Origin of the sequence: Bacillus sp. WP8 (assembly GCF_000800825.1) — a bacterium.
GTDB classification, from domain to species: Bacteria; Bacillota; Bacilli; order Bacillales; family Bacillaceae; genus Bacillus; species Bacillus safensis.
Map to the genome: position 1 here is coordinate 834923 of NZ_CP010075.1, position 16761 is coordinate 851683.

Genomic DNA, 16761 nt, shown 5'->3' on the forward strand with positions numbered 1-16761 from the left:
TGAATAAGCTGTAAATATGGTCAAGCATCATCATGTGAGAAAGGGGCAGCTCTCTGTATGACATCCAGTGCTATGTTTTCCATTGCTTATTTTCTCCTGCTCGTCCCGCTCTATTTACATATGAGATACAGACAGGCAAAAAAGCAACATCGTTTTATCTATTTACGAACAGAATTGATCCTTGCCTGCCTGTTTATTTATACGAATGTTTTATTATATTTGACGGTCTTTCCAAATCGTTTTTCCGCCCCAAGGGATCAGGTGAGTGTGAATCTCATACCTTTGCAGTCCATTTATCAAAATCTTCACGCCTACCATCACGGCTATCCAAATCTCGTCTTTTTAAATTTAGCAGGGAACATATTGTTATTTGTCCCACTCGGTTTTTTTCTTTATCAAGCCTTTCGAACCATGCGCTGGCAAAAGGCGCTTCTTGGCGGCTTTCTCCTGTCAACCATGATCGAAATGCTCCAATGGATGTTCTCGCAATCTGGTATCATTACAAGAAGCAGCGATATTGATGATATTCTTTTAAATACACTTGGCACAGCGCTAGGCTGTATCGTGTATCAGATCTATCGAAAAAGGAAGGAGAAAACCTGAGTGAAGCGAGTTTGTATTATTCCATGTGGCGCGAAGAAAATTTGGGACGTCGATCCAGAGGCAGGGAGCCAGCCAGCGAACCTTGTTTATTTAAGTCCCCTGCATCAGCGTACGAAAAGCTATGCTCAAACGTTCTTTTCAGACTGGATGATCTTATCAGCGAAGCACGGATTCTTAAAGGCAGATGATATCATACATGAAAATTATGATGTGGCTTTTGGTATACCGCATGCTAAGCAGATCACACGAGAAGAACTGAGCCGGCAATTTCATCAAAAAAATCTTTTCGCATATGATGAACTGGTGGTACTAGGTGGGAAGAAATATCGAAAAGTGATCGACCCTTTATTACATCCTCATCAAAAAGCGAATTACCCGCTGGCTCCATATAAAGGAATTGGCTATATGCTTCAGGCGTTACATCAAGCAGTGGAATCAAAAATAGAACTTCCGCCGCATATTTAACACATTCACATCTACCGGTAAGCAGGGTTTTGATCATTAAAAAGAGAATAATTGAAATAGCGATGCTGATTGTTTCATATCTTTTCAGCAGCCACTAAGATGCCCGTATCGCTCGGGTGAAGTGGCTCAATGAAAAAGGGAGGCGTATGAACATGACAACCATCTATTTAGCTGGTGATTCGACCGTTTCATCTTATCCAGATCGTCCTGTTCAAGGAGGATGGGGAGAGTTTTTACACCGCTATACAGCGCACGGCGTTCACGTCGACAATCGTGCCATTGGTGGAAGAAGCTCAAAAACATTCATTGAAGAAGGACGCCTTGATGACATATTGGCTGACATTCAGCCAGGAGACTGGCTTTTCACACAAATGGGGCACAATGATGCTTCCAAGGAGAAGACCGAGCGCCATACAGATCCTTTCACGACGTATAAAAGCTACCTGTCTCAATATATTCACGGAGCAAGGGCAAAAGGGGCAACACCACTTTTACTCACTCCAGTCGGCCGTTTTCATGAAAAAGACGGAGAATATATCAACGATTTTCCTGATTACTGTGCCGCTATGAAAGAATTAGCCGATGAAGAAGAAGTTCTTCTCGTCGATTTAAATACCGCAAGTCTTCAGTTTTATCAAATTTCCGGCATAGAGAAAACGACCTCTTACTTTATGCTGTCAACAGGAATTGAGGATCGCACGCACTTTACAAAAGAAGGCGCAGATGCGATTGCAAGACTTGTTTCTCTTGAATTAAAAGACCTTGGTTTAACGATCGTGTGATGAATGACAGGACGAGTGAGCGCTCGTCCTGTTCTTTTTTTTGCAGAAAGCTATTGATTCCCTTCACTAGAGTAGACTACAATAGATACATATGATAATGAGAATCAATATCACTGATAAATAGATCATTCGATGGAAAACTGGAGGGACTCAAATGTCAGATCAGCTTGAATTGTTTGACGTCACCATTATTGGCGGCGGACCAGCAGGCATGTACACCGCCTTTTATAGTGGGATGCGGGACTTAAAGACGAAGGTACTTGAGTACAACGAAAGCCTTGGCGGGAAAATCCTTCTGTATCCTGAAAAGGTCATTTGGGATGTCGGCGGTTTGCCGCCAACAAGAGGAGAACAGCTGATACAGCAGCTGGAAACCCAGGCGAAAACATTTGAACCAGAGATTGCACTGAATCAAAAAATCACGTCATTCGAGCGAGATGAACATAATCATATCCTACTGACGGCTGAAAATGGTGATCGTCATTTGACAAAGACCCTCATATTAGCGATGGGTCACGGCATTCCAGTTCAGCGGAAACTTGAAATCGAGCATGCAGACCGCTATGAAGTGACAAACCTTTATTACACTGTCCAGGAGCTCAAGACATTTGCAGGGAAGCGGGTTGTGATTTCTGGAGGCGGCGACTCAGCGGTTGACTGGGCCAATGCCCTTGCTCCAATTGCTGAAAGTGTCACCGTTGTGCATCGCCGTGACATGTTTGGCGGACATGAGAAAAACGTCGCCAATATGAAGGCAACTTGCAAACGAATTTTAACCCCGCATGAACTGACAGAACTGCATGGTCAAGGTGACAAAATTGATGCTGTCACCATTCAAAACATAGAGACAGGTGAAAAAGAACGAATCGAAACAGATGCTGTGATCGTTAATCACGGGATGAAAGGCGATTTAAGCGTGCTATCAGAATGGGGTCTCAAGCAAGGTGAATGGGGACTGATCGAGGTTAATGAAAAAATGGAAACCAATTTACCGGGCGTCTATGCAGTAGGCGACTTGTGTACACATAAAAGCAAGGTCCGCTTAATTGCTGGTACGTTTGTTGATGGAGTCAATGCGCTGAATAGCGCAAAGCTTTACATCGAACCAGAAGCCGAAAAAGTGGCATACGTTTCCTCTCATAATGAACGCTTTAAGGAGAAAAACAAAGAATTACAAACAGCTGGAGCTCGCTGATGAATTTCCAGTCAAACATTGAAGTGCTAAAATTTTAGCACTTTTTTTATATGGAAGGAGAAAGAGAAAATGACAACCCGTCCTCATACCATTCTGCGCATGAAAGAAAGTAAAGAGCGATCTCTTTCTGTCAAACAAACAGTCTCCTGGCATACATCTTTCCCTATGTTCTTGACATGCGACGGATCTGTGAGAATTGAAATGGAAGGATTGCAATATCAGCTAAACGCAAAAGACAGTATGTTGATCCGCTCAGGTATCAATGTCATGCTCCAATCTTTATCCAACGAACAGGTGGCGATTTATACGATCACATTTGATCAGTTTATCCTGACAAATGATGCGCAAAATGAATTGGTTTTTAAGATGAGCTATGATGATCTGCCAGATAATGGAGCAATGGTCAAAGGCTCTGCCGTGCTGTTTTCTTACATCAAACAAATGAAGGTGAGTCAGTGCATCCGAGAACAGGAGAAAAGGCTGGAGGACATCATGCACATTTTTCACCGTCAATCCAAGCCATACGCTGAGAAGGTGCATTATTCAATTGAAATGATTTTGCAGTATATGGCGCAGCATTATGAAAAAAAGCTTACGAGAAAAGACTTAGCCCATAAGATGGGTTTTCATGAGAGTTATTTTTCGACCTTTTTCAAACAAAGTATGGGACTGAGTGTGAGTGACTATATTGCACAAATTCGAATAGATGAAGCAAAAAAACGGCTTCTGCAAACAGATGATCAAATTCAAATGATTGCGCGGCAAGTGGGCTATACAGACAGTTTATATTTCAGCAGGAAATTCAGGCAGAAGACAGGAAGGTCCCCTAGTCAGTTCCGAAACAATCGAAGACCAGAGCGAATTGCTGCTTTTCAATTTGTCGGGTTATTGGGCGCGCTAGGCATTCGCCCTGTCTGCATTGACCAAGATACCTTTCACCATTCAGATATACTCAAAGATCAGCTGGCCGGTACGCTGGTCATAGATGAACACACGCCTGATGACGTATTCAAATCACTTCAACTAGATTTAATCATTATTCCTAACTATTTTTATTCGAAGCCTGCGTTGATCAAGCGGTTTGAGCGCATTGCCCCTGTCCTTGTTCTGCCATATGCCGGTGGTCATGTTGTACAAGAGGTCTTATCTACAGGGCGCCTGTTAGGAAGAGAGAAAGAGGCAGTTGATTGGGTGAAACGCTTTGAACATCTGAGTCAAAAGGCAAGAAATGATCTATCTTCCTTTAGGGAAAAAGGAGAGACAGTGGCGATTTATGAAATGAGAGGACATGACAAAGTGTACATGTGGTCCTATGATGCTAGAGGTGCCTTCTACCTTTACGAAACGCTTGACTTAAAGCCTCCGAAGACGATTCTAGAAGAAGTTCTTCTCCCCAATCAACATACAGTCATTCCTTTAGAAAGGTTAAGAGAATACGAGGCGGATCACATGTTTTTTATTGTAGGTGTTGAACATGGGTGGTATGAACAAATGGATCAGCGGATGGAGGAAAGCGATGTTCTTCGTCAATTGTCCGCTGTGAAAAATGGAACCTTCTACCCATTAAAGCTAGAGGATTTTCGATTTGATGAAGGGGAGCGGGCTCTTCATTTGATTGACCGTTTTGTCTCCCGATTGACTGCGGCAGCCAATCCAACAATTATCCATATGTAAGTTGCGAGAATCCTCCATAGACCACTTCGTATGAGGTTGGTAGAATACATGAGACTAGTAATTGATAACTATTCTCATTTGTATCGGAGAAATGAAGGAGGAATACTCATATGAAAAAGACATATTGGATATGTGCTGTCATCTTCATGCTGGTATTGTCAGCCTGTGGCAAAAAAGAAGAAGCCAAAACGGCAGAAACAGAGCAGCAAACGAAAACCATTGAGACTGTAAAAGGAAAAATCGACATTCCAGCAAACCCAAAACGCGTTCTCATAGATGGATATTTAGGCAGTGCAATTGCATTGGATGTTCACCCTGTAGGTGCAACGACTCAAGATTTAAAGAATGTACACTTGAAGGACAAGATCAAAGGTATAGAGGACATTAGTGACGAGCGTTCAGCTGAAAAAGCACTCAGCTTAAAGCCTGATCTAATTATCACCGCAGTGCAGGATGAAAAAGTCTATGATGTGTATAAAAAAATAGCACCAACACTCGTATATCCTTACAATTCATTCAAAGACGCACATGAAGAAATCACAACTTTGGCCAAGGTGTTAAACAAAGAAGAGGAAGGAAAGGCGTTTCTCGCCTCCTTTGACAAACGAATCGAAGCAGCTCGAAAAAAAGTAAAATCTGTATTAAAAGAGAATGAAACAGTTTCTATCATGGGCGCATTTAAAAATGATGTGTTTGTGTATGGGAACGGAATTTACCGAGGTGGACAAGCACTATATCAACAATTGAAAGTGAATCCGCCAAAAGAGGTCAAAGATACAATTTTAAATAGTAAAACAGGCTATGAGGTACTCTCCTATGAAACCCTTCCGAAATATGCAGGGGATTATATATTCATTGATGAATCCAATGGCGGGACATTTGATAAAAATAATTCCATCTGGAAGAGTTTAAAAGCTGTCAAAAAGGAACAGACCTATCAACTGGATGCAGAATTCTTTTGGCCTTATGATCCCATTGCAGTCATGAATCAAGCTGAAAAGTTTGCTGATTTATTGACAGATTTATCTCATCATTAGGAGGTCTGTCAATTGTTCAAACGTTTTTTTTCATACTACAAACCCTATATGGGGCTGTTTATATTAGATTTTTCCTGTGCGGTACTAGCGGCCTTACTCGAACTATCCTTTCCGCTAGCCATCAGTAAAGTGATGGACGATTTACTGCCAAATGGTGATTGGGAAGCCATTTGGTTCTGGGGCAGTTTGCTGCTCATTTTATATGTCATCAGTTCCACCATGCATTACGTTGTGACTTATTTTGGCCATAAGCTGGGGATCAATATTGAGACCGATATGAGGAATCAACTATTCTCTCATGTACAAAGAATGTCCTTCCGTTTCTTTGACCAAAAGAAAACAGGCAAGCTCGTTTCCCGCATGACCAATGATTTAATGGATATTGGAGAGATGGCACATCACGGCCCAGAGGATTTATTTATCGCCATCATGACATTAACGGGTGCGTTTGGCCTCATGCTATCGATTAACTGGCAGCTTGCGGTTCTCACATTTATTGTCGTTCCATTCCTGATCGGATTATCTGTCTACTTTACGAAAAAAATGTCTGCTGCTTTTGATAAAATGTTTTCAAGCATTGGACAATTCCATTCACGTGTGGAAAACAATATTAGCGGCATTCGTGTGGTGAAAGCATTCGGGAATGAGTCACATGAAATGGATCGTTTTATCGAGCATAACGAGCAGTTTAGAAAAACAAAACTGACCACATATCAAATGATGGCACTGCATACAGCAGTGAGTCATTTACTCATTAAAAGTGTCACCGTATTTGGCCTCGTGTGCGGTGCATGGTTTGTGCTGCAAAAAAATATGACATATGGAGAATTTGTTTCGTTCGTGCTATTAACAGGTATTTTCTTAGGACCCATTCAGCAAATCAATGCAGTCATTGAAATGTATCCAAAAGGTGCAGCTGGCTTTAAACGATTCGCATCACTGATCGATCAAACACCAGATGAAAAGGATGATGAGGATGCAATCGAAGTCTATCAGTTAAAAGGGAATATCACTTTTGAGCATGTATCATTTCAATATGAACCAAACAAACCTGTGCTGCATGACATCAATCTTGAGGTCAAGCAAGGAGAGAAAATTGCCATTGTCGGTCCATCTGGTGCCGGGAAATCGACCCTTTGCAATCTGCTTCCCCGTTTTTATGAATGGCAGGAGGGGAGCATTACAATTGATGGCATAGAAACGCGAAAGATGACACTTGCATCGCTGCGCGCACAAATTGGTGTCGTACAGCAGGACATTTATTTATTTCATGGGACGATACGCGAAAACATCCAATACGGAAAACTGAATGCATCTGAAGAAGAAATTTGGCAGGCAGTAGAGAAGGCTCAGCTTACGGACTTAGTCAAAAGTTTGCCAAAAGGACTTGATACGATGATCGGTGAGCGTGGGATGATGTTATCTGGAGGACAAAAACAGCGTATCTCCATAGCACGTATTTTCTTGAAAAATCCGCCCATTTTCATTTTAGATGAGGCGACCTCTTCGCTTGATACTGAGACAGAGTCATTTATCCAAGCATCACTAGAAGAGCTGGCTGAAGGACGAACGACCTTTATCATTGCCCATCGTTTAGCGACAATACAGCATGCCGACCGCATTATTGTTCTTACAAAAGAAGGCGTAAAAGAGCAAGGAAAACATGAAGAGTTACTCAAAATAGATGGTCTGTACCGTCGTTTATACGAAACACAATTTAGAATGTAAGGTTCGAAAAGAAGACAAAGGGCTAAAATAAACATCATTTTAGCCCTTTTTGATGTTAGAAATTAACTGCGTGGCGCAAATAACATCACACTGACTCCAGCCAAACAGATCAAAGCACCCATCCAGTCATATAGATCAGGTGTTTTTCGATCGACCCACCAGCCCCAAAACACAGCAAGAATGACAAAAACACCGCCATAGGCAGCATAAACCCGTCCGAAAGTCGGAAACTGCTGAAAGGTCGGAATGACGCCATATGCGACTAGGATAAGGCTGCCGGCGATTCCGAAGCTGACAGGCTTTGCTTCACGGAGCCAAAGCCACACCAAATAGCCGCCGCCAATTTCTGCTAAACCTGCTAATAAAAAAAGAACTATCGTCACCATCATATATGGACACTCCAATTTCTCCAATTTACACCCTATTATGACATGCGGAAAGAATGCGTTCTACCTCAATTGAATGGAGAGATCAACTGATTAGAGAGTGGTCACACATGGATTCTTGACTTTTGTATCATGAGTGATCCAAATGGTCTGTTATGTCGTAAAGTAAGTACATTCTCATGAGGAGCACACTTCCTTTTTCAGCGCTCTTTTTTTCTCCTTGAAAAAAGAGTAAAGTACAAGGTAGGCTTATTTCAGTAAATCGAGTGATAAGCAATACGTGAAGGATTTCATGATGGATGCGCATGCTCTTTCTCATGAAAAAGGAAGGAGATGACCATGGACACACTGAAAGATTTTGAGCTGTATCACAAGATCAAATATGATCGTCACAAGCCCTCGCTTGAAGTGCTGTACGATCGCTATGAACGTGTATTATATTCGTTTATTTATAAAATGACTGGCAACCGTGAGCTCGCGGAGGAAGTGCTTCAAGAGGTCTTTATCAAGCTCTGGCGCGGCATAGGAGAATATCATACGGATAAAGGGAAATTCTCTTCGTGGTTATTCATGATGTCACGCAACACGGCCATTGATCTCTTAAGAAAGCACCGGAATGAAACGGCTTTGGAAGATGAGCATATTGAATATTTAGCCGATCATCAAGAAGATGTATCAAAAGAAGTGGAATGGAAAGAGGAAAAACAGATCATACGTGAAGCAGTATCTACATTGTCAAAAGAACAGCAAACCATCATAGAAGATGTCTATTTTAAAGGAATGACACAAAAGAGCATCGCTGAAAAGCTGGGCATCCCTATTGGTACGGTAAAGGGAAGGGTTCGATTGTCTTTGAAGCATTTGCGATCGAAACTGTCTCGCGGAGGAAAGGAGGAAGAGGCATGACTCAGTGTAAACATCAAGTGATTGATTATTTCAACGGGCATTTACAAGGAGAAGAAAAAACGCAATTTGAAGAGCACATCAAGCACTGCCCAGCTTGCAAAGAAGAGCTTGAAGAATTGACAGCGCTCATGTCTGACATTCCACTTCTAGCCGAAGACCAAACACCTCCGGCAGGGATGAAAGACCGTATTTTATCCCAGGTGTTTGAAGAAGAGACAGTCGAAGAAAACAATAGCGATAGAAAAGAGCAAAAGGCTGCACCTGAGCCAAACGAAATCAAACCGCTGCAAAAGAAACGAAACCAATGGCTCTTACCGCTCGTTGCCGCACTGCTTCTTATTTCAGCAGCTGGAAATGTGTATTTCTTATCGAATGGAAAACAGCAGGCGGAAGAACCTGTCAGGGTTGTTGCCACAAAATCACTGACTTCTGCCGCATCACCAAAAACGACAGGTGCTTTCTCAGTGATAGAGCATAACGGCAAAAAAGAACTTGTTGTGAGTGCAGACGGCTTAAAGGGGCAACTTGATTCATCTGCTGTTTATCAAGTGTGGCTCATTAAAGGAGATCAGCCGGTGCCAGCCGGTGCTTTTAAAACAGATAACAAAGGGGAAGGAACCGTCACCTATGCGTTATCTGAAAAAGAAGCAAACGAATCATGGGATACCGTGGCTGTTACCCTGGAACCAAAAAAGGATAACAAGCTTCCGCAAGGTCCAGTCGTACTAAGCGCTGCTTTTTAAGTTTGATTCATCAAGGATGCCTTTTTAGGGGTATCCTTTTTTTATAGGTTTGGGAAACTTTTCGGCAAATGAAACGTAGTTCATATGGAGGTGAAACAGATGAAAACATCTATGGAAAAAGTCCTATTTCTCTTATCTGTCAGACACGCATTGATTGCCTGTTATTTTTTAGTCTTTCCGTTCGTTGCACAAGTCCTTTATACCCCATCACCTTTATTGCTCGTCCTCATCGCTCTTTTTATGATTCATAACCTAACAGAAAGTATTATTTGGTTCTACAAATCGAGAAGGATCAGAAAGCACCAGTCTGGTGATCTAACAAAACGCGGGCATGTCTTTAGCCAGCTCGTGCAAAGAGTTGAACAGCTCCTCATCGTCGGTTTTGTGATTCTTTTGATCAATGAATGGATACAGGGAAGAGTAGATCTAACTACTCTCTCATTCACTCTTTTTCTATTAATCATCGTTTTTCTGCAGCACATTCAGTTTTACTACGTTCAGCTGTTTTTTAAATCCAACAGCTGGTTCACTTATGTTTTTTCTTTGCAAAAGGCACGTCCTTCATACATGGCGAGAGAGCGAAAGGCCCTGAAGAGGTCATAAATGTGCCATCACTCGTTTGACCCAGCCATAAACATCAGAAAATTATGATAAAATGTGGAAAGAAAGAATGGAGAAAGGGAGTGCGAGCGAGTGAAAGCAGTTGGACTATTGGAGTATTTACCGATTGAGCATGAGCAAAGCCTGATGGATCAAGAGGTTGAAAAGCCTAAAGCGTCTGGCAGGGATGTACTGGTGAAGATAGAGGCTGTGTCCGTAAATCCAGTTGATACAAAGGTGAGATCACCGAAGGAGCAGAAGGAAGAAAAACTGAAAATTCTTGGCTATGATGCAAGCGGTACGGTTGTTGAAGTGGGCGAAGCGTGTACATTATTTCAGCCAGGCGATCACGTTTACTATGCGGGAGATATTACGCGTCAAGGCTCGAATAGTGAATACCAGCTTGTGGATGAGCGTATTGTGGCGAAAAAGCCAGCTAATCTATCCTTTGCAGAAGCAGCAGCGATGCCCCTTACAACAATTACGGCTTATGAGGCTTTATTTGACCGGATGCATATGAAGCGGAATGCAGAAGGCTCAACCTTGCTGATCATTGGTGGTGCAGGCGGGGTTGGTTCAATTGCCATTCAACTAGCCAAATTAGCGAAGGCAACTGTGATCGCAACCGCATCAAGACCAGAAACAAAAGAGTGGTGTCTGTCATTAGGGGCCGATCATATCATTGATCATCATCAGCCGCTTCTCGCGCAGCTCGAGGAAAAAGGAATCGGCGAAGTGGATTTTATTTTATGCTTAAATGATACAGATGGACATTTCAAAGGCATGGCAGAAGCCATCAAACCGCAAGGCACGATCTGTACCATTGTCGAGAACAAGCACAACCTAGACATTCAGTTACTCAAAAATAAAAGTGCGGCATTTGTATGGGAATTCATGTTCACACGTCCTATGTATGAAACAGCGGACATGATCAAACAGCATGAGCTTTTGACAGAAGCGAGTCGGTTATTTGAGCAGGGGAAAATAACGCATACCTTAACAAAGGTTCTCAGCCCGATCAATGCTACTAACTTGAAGCAGGCACATCAAACACTTGAACAAGGAAAGATGATTGGAAAATTTGTGCTTGAAGGATTTGAGAGAGGAGAGAACGTATGACGTCATTACAATATCCGATTGGCTTATATGAACCGGTAGAAACAAAAACGAGAGCACAGCTGGAAGCATGGATTGATGAGCTGGCTGCAATCCCTGAAGAGTATGAAGCGGTGACTGCACCGCTTACAGATGCACAGCTTGATACACCTTATCGGCCGGGAGGATGGACTGTTTGTTCGTCAGCTCATTCACCACGTAGCAGACAGCCATCTAAATGCATACTTACGATTCAAACTTGCTCTCACAGAAGATACACCGGACATACGTCCATATGATCAGGAGGGATTTGCCTCACTTCCTGACAGCAAGGCTCCCATCAGTTTATCCCTGCCTTTGATCAGCAGTTTACATCGCAGGTGGGTCACTTTACTGCGGGGAATGTCAGAGGAAGACTTCAACGCTTCTTATTATCACCCTGCCGATCAACAAACAGTGTCCTTATATGATGCAACGGGAATGTACGTCTGGCATTCAAAGCATCACCTTGCCCATATTACGGATTTAATCAAAAGAAATCATTGGAAGTAAAGGAGTAAACGCATGTCTGGAAGAAGAATTGTCGGCGCCATGTTTATCTGTATGGCGGCATTGTTTTATATAGCGAAATATGTTCTTTTTGAGATTCATTTTTTTAGAACGAGCTTTGATGATGAGGTCAGTAAATTTCAGCTTCTTGAAGAAGTGCTTCCTGGCGGTACGTGGATCAGTATCCTTTTTCTCATTATCGGCTTAGCCTATCTTTTATGGGATGACAGGGAAGTCATTCGTAAAAATCTTTTCACCCCAGATCGACAAATAGAAGAAACAAAAAAGACGGACCTCAAGTGACCGTCTTTTTTCTTTTTTACTTTTTTAGCCGCGTTCAGGACGCAGTGCTTTTTCTAAGATAGCAAGGCCTTCATTGACTTTTTCTTTTTCCTCGTCATTGAGCCGTTGCAGGGAATTTTTGATTTTTTCGTGTCCTTTTTGATAAATACTTCTGAAAATATTTTTCGCTTCCTCTGTCAGCTCTACGACAATGATTCTCCGGTCACGCTCAGAGTGCTTTCGCACGACAAAGTTAGACTGTTCTAACCGGTCAAGCAGACCTGTCATATTGGACAAAGAAGCGCCCATTTTTTCAGCGATTTCGGATACTTTGAGAGAGCCATGGTTATTGAGCAGCATGAGCACCTTCATTTGAGGCATACTCATATCAAGCTTCATCCATTCAGAAACATCTCCAAGACCTGCAGCTGTGAGCACTTTCATATAAAGAACCCATGTCTTTTTTTCCTCTGGAGATAGAATCTCTTCTTTTAATACGGTGGTGTCATGAATATTATATTCCACGCTTGTTCACTTCCTTTAAGCGGCTCTTTTTCTTTATATTACTGATTTTTACTTCTAATTGAAAGGTTCGTCAAGCTTTTGAATGTTAAACTGCATGAATCAAGTGGTATTTGTTGTATAATAATGTTCAGTTGAAATAATTGAAGCAACCTAGAAAGTTGGGAAAAACATGTGGAACAAAAAAACGGGTATGACGATCTTAAAAATGCTTTTTCCGATCGTGATTATCCTTGTCTTGATCTTTGTCGCGAAGCAGGAGCTAAGCGGACTTTCCATTAAAAAGACGTTTTATATTATTGACAGCTTGAACCGAATGGATTTGTTTATTCTTGTCTTTCTTGGACTTGTTGCGGTTTTATCGATGTCCTTATATGATTTTATTTTACGGAAAAGCCTAAATATGCCGATCAGCGGTTGGAAAACGATTCGCATTTCCTGGATTGCAAACTCCTTTAACAGTGTTCTTGGATTCGGCGGTCTATCAGGAGCAGGGCTTAGAACGCTTCTCTATAAGGAGTACATAACAGATACGAAAAAACTGCTGAAAGGCATTGCCCTTTTGACTTCCTCTGTCCTTTTGGGCTTATCTATTTTCAGTGATCTGATCTTGGTCAGGGTGCTTCCTGTTGAAAGTATTATCAGCCAGGAGCCGTGGCTATGGGCATTTGTCATTATCTTTGCCTGTATTGTACCAATATATATCGTCATGGCTTCCATTCGAAAAAGCTCGATTGAGAGCGGTGAAAATGGACTAAAGCATCCAATTTACGCTTATATCGGTGCATCGTTTTTAGAATGGCTGGCAGCTGGACTTGTCATGTACATGGCTGTCGTATCTATGGGAATGAATGTCGATGTCCGAATTGTATTAGGTGTATTTGCGATTGCATCAATTGGCGGTTTAATCAGTATGGTTCCGGGCGGATTTGGTTCGTTTGACCTCATCTTTTTACTGAGCATGCAGTACATTGGTTTTGATAAAGAGATGGTTCTGACGGCGCTCGTCTTGTACCGCTTCGTGTACTCAATCTTCCCGTTTATCCTAGGGCTTTGTCTAGCTGCTTACGATTTAACAGGCACGACGCTTAGACGTCTTGAAGGGAATCCGAAAATGGCACCTGCCATTGAAACAACGAACGTCTTAATTGTTTTGCACCGTGCTTTATTAATCCGGTTATTGTACGGATCTTTATCGATTTTAACCTTTGGAAGCGGCTTGCTTATCATGGCATCTGTTGTGCTTCCAGTCGATCGATTAGGTGTGATTACCAGCATTCCGCGCTTTCTTTTATCAGGATTTAATGGTCTTTCCTTAATGTTCGGAATCATTCTGATGATTTTGTCCATTGAAGTGTATAAAAGAACGAAAAGATCGTACGTGCTGACAATGATCTCCTTAGCAGGCGGTTTTGTGTTTACTTTGTTAAAGGGGTTTAACCTCAGTCTGATCTTTATTTTGCCAGTCATCATGGCTGTGTTTTTCTCTCTTCGAAATCAATTTGTGAAGCAGCAGGCACCTTATTCTTTGAATCAGTTTGTGGCGGCTGCCGCTGGATATTTATTCGTGCTCTTTAACTATAATGTCATTGGCAACTATATTTGGACAAAAATAGGGCATTTCTTGAGTAAGGATTATCTCGTTCACAATGAACGGCATATCACGATGACAAGCATGATTGCTCTCATCGGTGTCCCGCTTTTCTTCTTCATTAGTAAATTGATTTTTAATAAGAAAGCATTTCCGATTGGAGAAAAAGCAGATGAGGAAAAATTAAAAACGTTTTTAGAAGAAAAAGGCGGAAATGCCCTCAGTCATCTTGGCTTTTTAGGCGACAAAAAACTATTTTTCTCAAGTGATGGAGAAGCGATGCTTCAGTTTGGACGAATTGGGCGCTGCGTCATTGTGCTCGGAGATCCATCTGGACGTGAGGCGTCTTATCCGCTTGTACTTGAAGAGTTTTTACAGGAGACAGAAAAAGCCGGCTACCGCGTCGCTTTTTATCAAGTAGAACGAGAAGGGATGGCTCTTTATCATGACTTAGGTTTTCACTTCTTTAAGCTTGGGGAAGAAGCCATGGTCGATTTAGAAACGTTTACTCTGTCAGGTAAGAAAAAATCAAATTTACGAGCTGTGGCGAATAAATTTGAACGAGAAGGCTACACCTTTGAAATGCTGGAACCTCCCTTTTCAAATGAGTTGATCTCAACTTTAAAACAAATCTCTGACAGCTGGCTCGGAAAGAAGAAAGAAAAAGGATTTTCGCTCGGTTATTTTCAAGAAGACTATCTTCAAAAAGCACCGATTGCGATTCTAAAGGATGAACAAGGGCAAATCATTTCCTTTGTATCATTAATGCCGATGTATCAAGAAGGGGAGATTTCCATCGATTTAATGCGTCATATGCATGATGCACCGAACGGGATGATGGATGCGCTGTTTATCCACCTGTTTCAATGGGCGAAAGAAAAAGGCTATAAATCGTTTAACATGGGAATGGCACCTTTATCGAATGTGGGGACGTTCCATCAGTCCTTTCTCACGGAGCGTTTGGCGAGTGTTATTTTCAACAATGTCAGATATATGTACAGCTTCAGCGGTTTACGGTCGTTTAAACAGAAGTATAAGCCTGAATGGCGCGGGAAATATTTAGCGTATAAAAAAAATACGTCACTGCCTGTCACAATGGTGCTTGTCACCAAGCTGATTGGGACGGACCCAAATCGAAATCGGCGTCGATAAACCAAAAGACCTTTACCTTTCACTAGGTGAAGGTTTTTTTAGACAAAAGAATAGCAAAAGTGGTAAAGTTGAAGGGTAAGGGGGATGTTCATATGACATTAAATGAATGGTTTACAAAGGGATTAGCTGAACGTACATATGTACACAACATGGAGAAAAACCGGGAAAATCTACTCACGGTGTACAACCAGTACGCAATTCATCAAAAAGAAAAAGAGCTGCTTCAAAAGCTGCAAAAGAAAAAGCTCAGAGCACTTGTCATCACAGCGGATTGGTGCGGGGATGCAATGGTCAATGTCCCGATTTTCATGCGTATTGCAAATGAAGCACTCATTGATGCGCGCTATTTCATTCGGGATGAGAATCTAGACCTGATGGATCAGTATTTAACGAACGGGACCGCAAGATCGATTCCGATTATCGTCATCATTGATCAGGACGGAAATGAAGTGGGGAAATGGGGACCTCGCTCAGCAGAAGCACAGCGCTTTGTGGACGAGAAAAAACCGGACAAAGATGCACCTGATTATGAAGAAGCTTTTCAAGTATTTGCGAAAGAAGCCGCACATCACTATACGACAGACCGTTACTTATGGAAAGATATTGAGAAAGAAATAGTAGAAGTTTTGGCAAAAATATAAACCAAAAGACTACTTCGCCGCAATGGGAAGTAGTCTTTTTTTATCTTGTTTTTGCGTTTTACCTACAAAACCACCGCATAAAGGTGTAGAAAACCGCAGAATTCTATCAAAAACCGCAGAAAACCGCAAAGCACCACGATTTTCCCAACCACTTTTAGTTGAAAAACCTCATATATGCCATGAAATCAATGATTTTGCCCTTATCCAAAGGCTCATATAACGCACAAGGGTTGGCTTTTTCCCAATACAAGAGGCCCAGCAACTATAGTAATCTAGTTGTAATCTCCTTTGAACGAACTAAAAAAATGACAGAAAAGGACAGGCGATCAATTTATGAAAAAAATCATTTATCTCGATCAAGAAAAAAAGAAGCTCGCTGAATCGAAAAAAAGAGAACAGCGTTCCATCAAATCACTGAGACTGCTTGTGTTTTATGATGGACAAAGTCCTTCATGTGCAAAAATGATTGATTTGTTAAAATCACTCGATTGGAAAAATCGGATTCACTTTGAATCCTTTAGACACTCGCAGCTGCTCAGGCTGAATAAAATCAGTGAAGAGAAGGCGGAAAAACGAATCGTGTCTATTTCCCTAGCCAAAAATCAAAAGAATTCAGGGATCTATACTTGGCTGCGTATGGCTTGCCATATCCCTGCATTATGGGGAACGGTCCCATTCATCATGCTCAGTATATGGCTTGGCTTTGGACAGCATGCGTACGATTTTTTTGCAAAAAGACGGTATATTCATTCTGTCAAACGGATGAACCATCATGACACAGATCAACAAAAGACTATTTAATAAATAGAA

General features: G+C 41.8%; 17 protein-coding genes and 1 pseudogene. 16 read left to right on the plus strand and 2 right to left on the minus strand.

All coding sequences use genetic code 11. From position 1 onward, the window contains the following. Positions 1 to 57 precede the first annotated feature (57 nt). From QR42_RS03985 to QR42_RS04015, 7 genes are all read left to right on the plus strand, one after another. A complete protein-coding gene (locus tag QR42_RS03985; protein WP_039177210.1) occupies positions 58 to 603 on the plus strand; it encodes a VanZ family protein in 546 nt (181 codons plus the stop codon). Continuing rightward, positions 604 to 1068: a DUF6884 domain-containing protein gene (locus QR42_RS03990; protein ID WP_039177212.1), complete on the plus strand. Its 465-nt coding sequence runs from the start codon at positions 604 to 606 to the stop codon at positions 1066 to 1068. Between the two features lie 152 nt (positions 1069 to 1220). Next, the gene (locus QR42_RS03995; protein WP_039177214.1) at positions 1221 to 1850 is read left to right on the plus strand and encodes a rhamnogalacturonan acetylesterase; all 630 of its coding nucleotides are present in this window, start codon (positions 1221 to 1223) and stop codon (positions 1848 to 1850) included. A gap of 154 nt (positions 1851 to 2004) precedes the next feature. Then, positions 2005 to 3045, plus strand: a complete 1041-nt coding sequence (locus QR42_RS04000) for an NAD(P)/FAD-dependent oxidoreductase (protein ID WP_039177215.1) — start codon at positions 2005 to 2007, stop codon at positions 3043 to 3045. 69 nt (positions 3046 to 3114) lie between these two features. After that, on the plus strand, positions 3115 to 4719 hold the full coding sequence (locus tag QR42_RS04005; protein ID WP_039177226.1) for a helix-turn-helix domain-containing protein: 1605 nt from the start codon (positions 3115 to 3117) through the stop codon (positions 4717 to 4719). A 110-nt stretch (positions 4720 to 4829) separates the two neighbouring features. Further along, on the plus strand, positions 4830 to 5756 hold the full coding sequence (locus QR42_RS04010) for an ABC transporter substrate-binding protein (protein WP_039177229.1): 927 nt from the start codon (positions 4830 to 4832) through the stop codon (positions 5754 to 5756). Positions 5757 to 5768: 12 nt separating this feature from the next. Next, positions 5769 to 7484: an ABC transporter ATP-binding protein gene (locus QR42_RS04015; protein ID WP_039177231.1), complete on the plus strand. Its 1716-nt coding sequence runs from the start codon at positions 5769 to 5771 to the stop codon at positions 7482 to 7484. Between the two features lie 62 nt (positions 7485 to 7546). Here QR42_RS04015 and QR42_RS04020 read toward each other — a convergent pair whose 3' ends face one another. After that, on the minus strand, positions 7547 to 7873 hold the full coding sequence (locus QR42_RS04020) for a YnfA family protein (protein ID WP_024425817.1): 327 nt from the start codon (positions 7871 to 7873) through the stop codon (positions 7547 to 7549). 336 nt (positions 7874 to 8209) lie between these two features. Here QR42_RS04020 and QR42_RS04025 point away from each other — a divergent pair, with 336 nt between their 5' ends. From QR42_RS04025 to QR42_RS04050, 6 genes and pseudogenes are all read left to right on the plus strand, one after another. Then, complete coding sequence (locus QR42_RS04025) at positions 8210 to 8776, plus strand: RNA polymerase sigma factor (RefSeq protein WP_039177235.1); 567 nt, start codon at positions 8210 to 8212, stop codon at positions 8774 to 8776. Further along, on the plus strand, positions 8773 to 9519 hold the full coding sequence (locus tag QR42_RS04030; RefSeq protein ID WP_039177238.1) for an anti-sigma factor: 747 nt from the start codon (positions 8773 to 8775) through the stop codon (positions 9517 to 9519). The genes QR42_RS04025 and QR42_RS04030 overlap by 4 nt, the downstream gene beginning before the upstream one ends. A gap of 99 nt (positions 9520 to 9618) precedes the next feature. Further along, a complete protein-coding gene (locus tag QR42_RS04035) occupies positions 9619 to 10122 on the plus strand; it encodes a hypothetical protein (RefSeq protein ID WP_039177241.1) in 504 nt (167 codons plus the stop codon). A gap of 90 nt (positions 10123 to 10212) precedes the next feature. After that, positions 10213 to 11238, plus strand: coding sequence for a zinc-binding alcohol dehydrogenase family protein (locus QR42_RS04040; protein ID WP_039177244.1), 1026 nt, complete (start codon positions 10213 to 10215; stop codon positions 11236 to 11238). Then, positions 11235 to 11766: pseudogene (locus QR42_RS04045) on the plus strand (YfiT family bacillithiol transferase). Before QR42_RS04040 ends, QR42_RS04045 begins: the two are co-directional and overlap by 4 nt. A 12-nt stretch (positions 11767 to 11778) precedes the next feature. Continuing rightward, positions 11779 to 12066 carry a hypothetical protein gene (locus tag QR42_RS04050; RefSeq protein WP_039177247.1) on the plus strand — a complete coding sequence of 96 codons (288 nt, stop codon included), beginning with the start codon at positions 11779 to 11781 and terminating at the stop codon, positions 12064 to 12066. 24 nt (positions 12067 to 12090) lie between these two features. Here QR42_RS04050 and QR42_RS04055 read toward each other — a convergent pair whose 3' ends face one another. Beyond that, positions 12091 to 12570: a MarR family transcriptional regulator gene (locus QR42_RS04055; protein ID WP_024425228.1), complete on the minus strand. Its 480-nt coding sequence runs from the start codon at positions 12568 to 12570 to the stop codon at positions 12091 to 12093. A gap of 169 nt (positions 12571 to 12739) precedes the next feature. Between QR42_RS04055 and mprF the strand changes: the two genes are divergently transcribed. The 3 genes from mprF (at position 12740) to QR42_RS04070 (ending at position 16752) form a co-directional block, all read left to right on the plus strand. Further along, positions 12740 to 15310, plus strand: coding sequence for a bifunctional lysylphosphatidylglycerol flippase/synthetase MprF (gene mprF / locus QR42_RS04060; RefSeq protein WP_039177250.1), 2571 nt, complete (start codon positions 12740 to 12742; stop codon positions 15308 to 15310). 92 nt (positions 15311 to 15402) lie between these two features. Next, on the plus strand, positions 15403 to 15951 hold the full coding sequence (locus tag QR42_RS04065; RefSeq protein ID WP_039177253.1) for a thioredoxin family protein: 549 nt from the start codon (positions 15403 to 15405) through the stop codon (positions 15949 to 15951). Between the two features lie 333 nt (positions 15952 to 16284). Further along, positions 16285 to 16752 (plus strand): thiol-disulfide oxidoreductase DCC family protein, encoded by a 468-nt coding sequence (locus tag QR42_RS04070; RefSeq protein WP_039177256.1) that lies wholly within the window; start codon positions 16285 to 16287, stop codon positions 16750 to 16752. Positions 16753 to 16761 lie beyond the last annotated feature (9 nt).

Bases quoted from the DNA above. Each gene is read 5' to 3' on its own strand.
- QR42_RS03985 (WP_039177210.1), top strand. From the start codon at position 58: ATGACATCCAGTGCTATGTTTTCCATTGCTTATTTTCTCCTGCTCGTC.
- QR42_RS04065 (WP_039177253.1), top strand. From the start codon at position 15,403: ATGACATTAAATGAATGGTTTACAAAGGGATTAGCTGAACGTACATAT.
- QR42_RS04005 (WP_039177226.1), top strand. From the start codon at position 3,115: ATGACAACCCGTCCTCATACCATTCTGCGCATGAAAGAAAGTAAAGAG.
- QR42_RS04030 (WP_039177238.1), top strand. From the start codon at position 8,773: ATGACTCAGTGTAAACATCAAGTGATTGATTATTTCAACGGGCATTTA.
- QR42_RS04050 (WP_039177247.1), top strand. From the start codon at position 11,779: ATGTCTGGAAGAAGAATTGTCGGCGCCATGTTTATCTGTATGGCGGCA.
- QR42_RS04070 (WP_039177256.1), top strand. From the start codon at position 16,285: ATGAAAAAAATCATTTATCTCGATCAAGAAAAAAAGAAGCTCGCTGAA.
- QR42_RS04025 (WP_039177235.1), top strand. From the start codon at position 8,210: ATGGACACACTGAAAGATTTTGAGCTGTATCACAAGATCAAATATGAT.
- QR42_RS04010 (WP_039177229.1), top strand. From the start codon at position 4,830: ATGAAAAAGACATATTGGATATGTGCTGTCATCTTCATGCTGGTATTG.
- QR42_RS04000 (WP_039177215.1), top strand. From the start codon at position 2,005: ATGTCAGATCAGCTTGAATTGTTTGACGTCACCATTATTGGCGGCGGA.
- QR42_RS03995 (WP_039177214.1), top strand. From the start codon at position 1,221: ATGACAACCATCTATTTAGCTGGTGATTCGACCGTTTCATCTTATCCA.
- QR42_RS04035 (WP_039177241.1), top strand. From the start codon at position 9,619: ATGAAAACATCTATGGAAAAAGTCCTATTTCTCTTATCTGTCAGACAC.
- QR42_RS04020 (WP_024425817.1), bottom strand. From the start codon at position 7,873: ATGATGGTGACGATAGTTCTTTTTTTATTAGCAGGTTTAGCAGAAATT.
- mprF (WP_039177250.1), top strand. From the start codon at position 12,740: ATGTGGAACAAAAAAACGGGTATGACGATCTTAAAAATGCTTTTTCCG.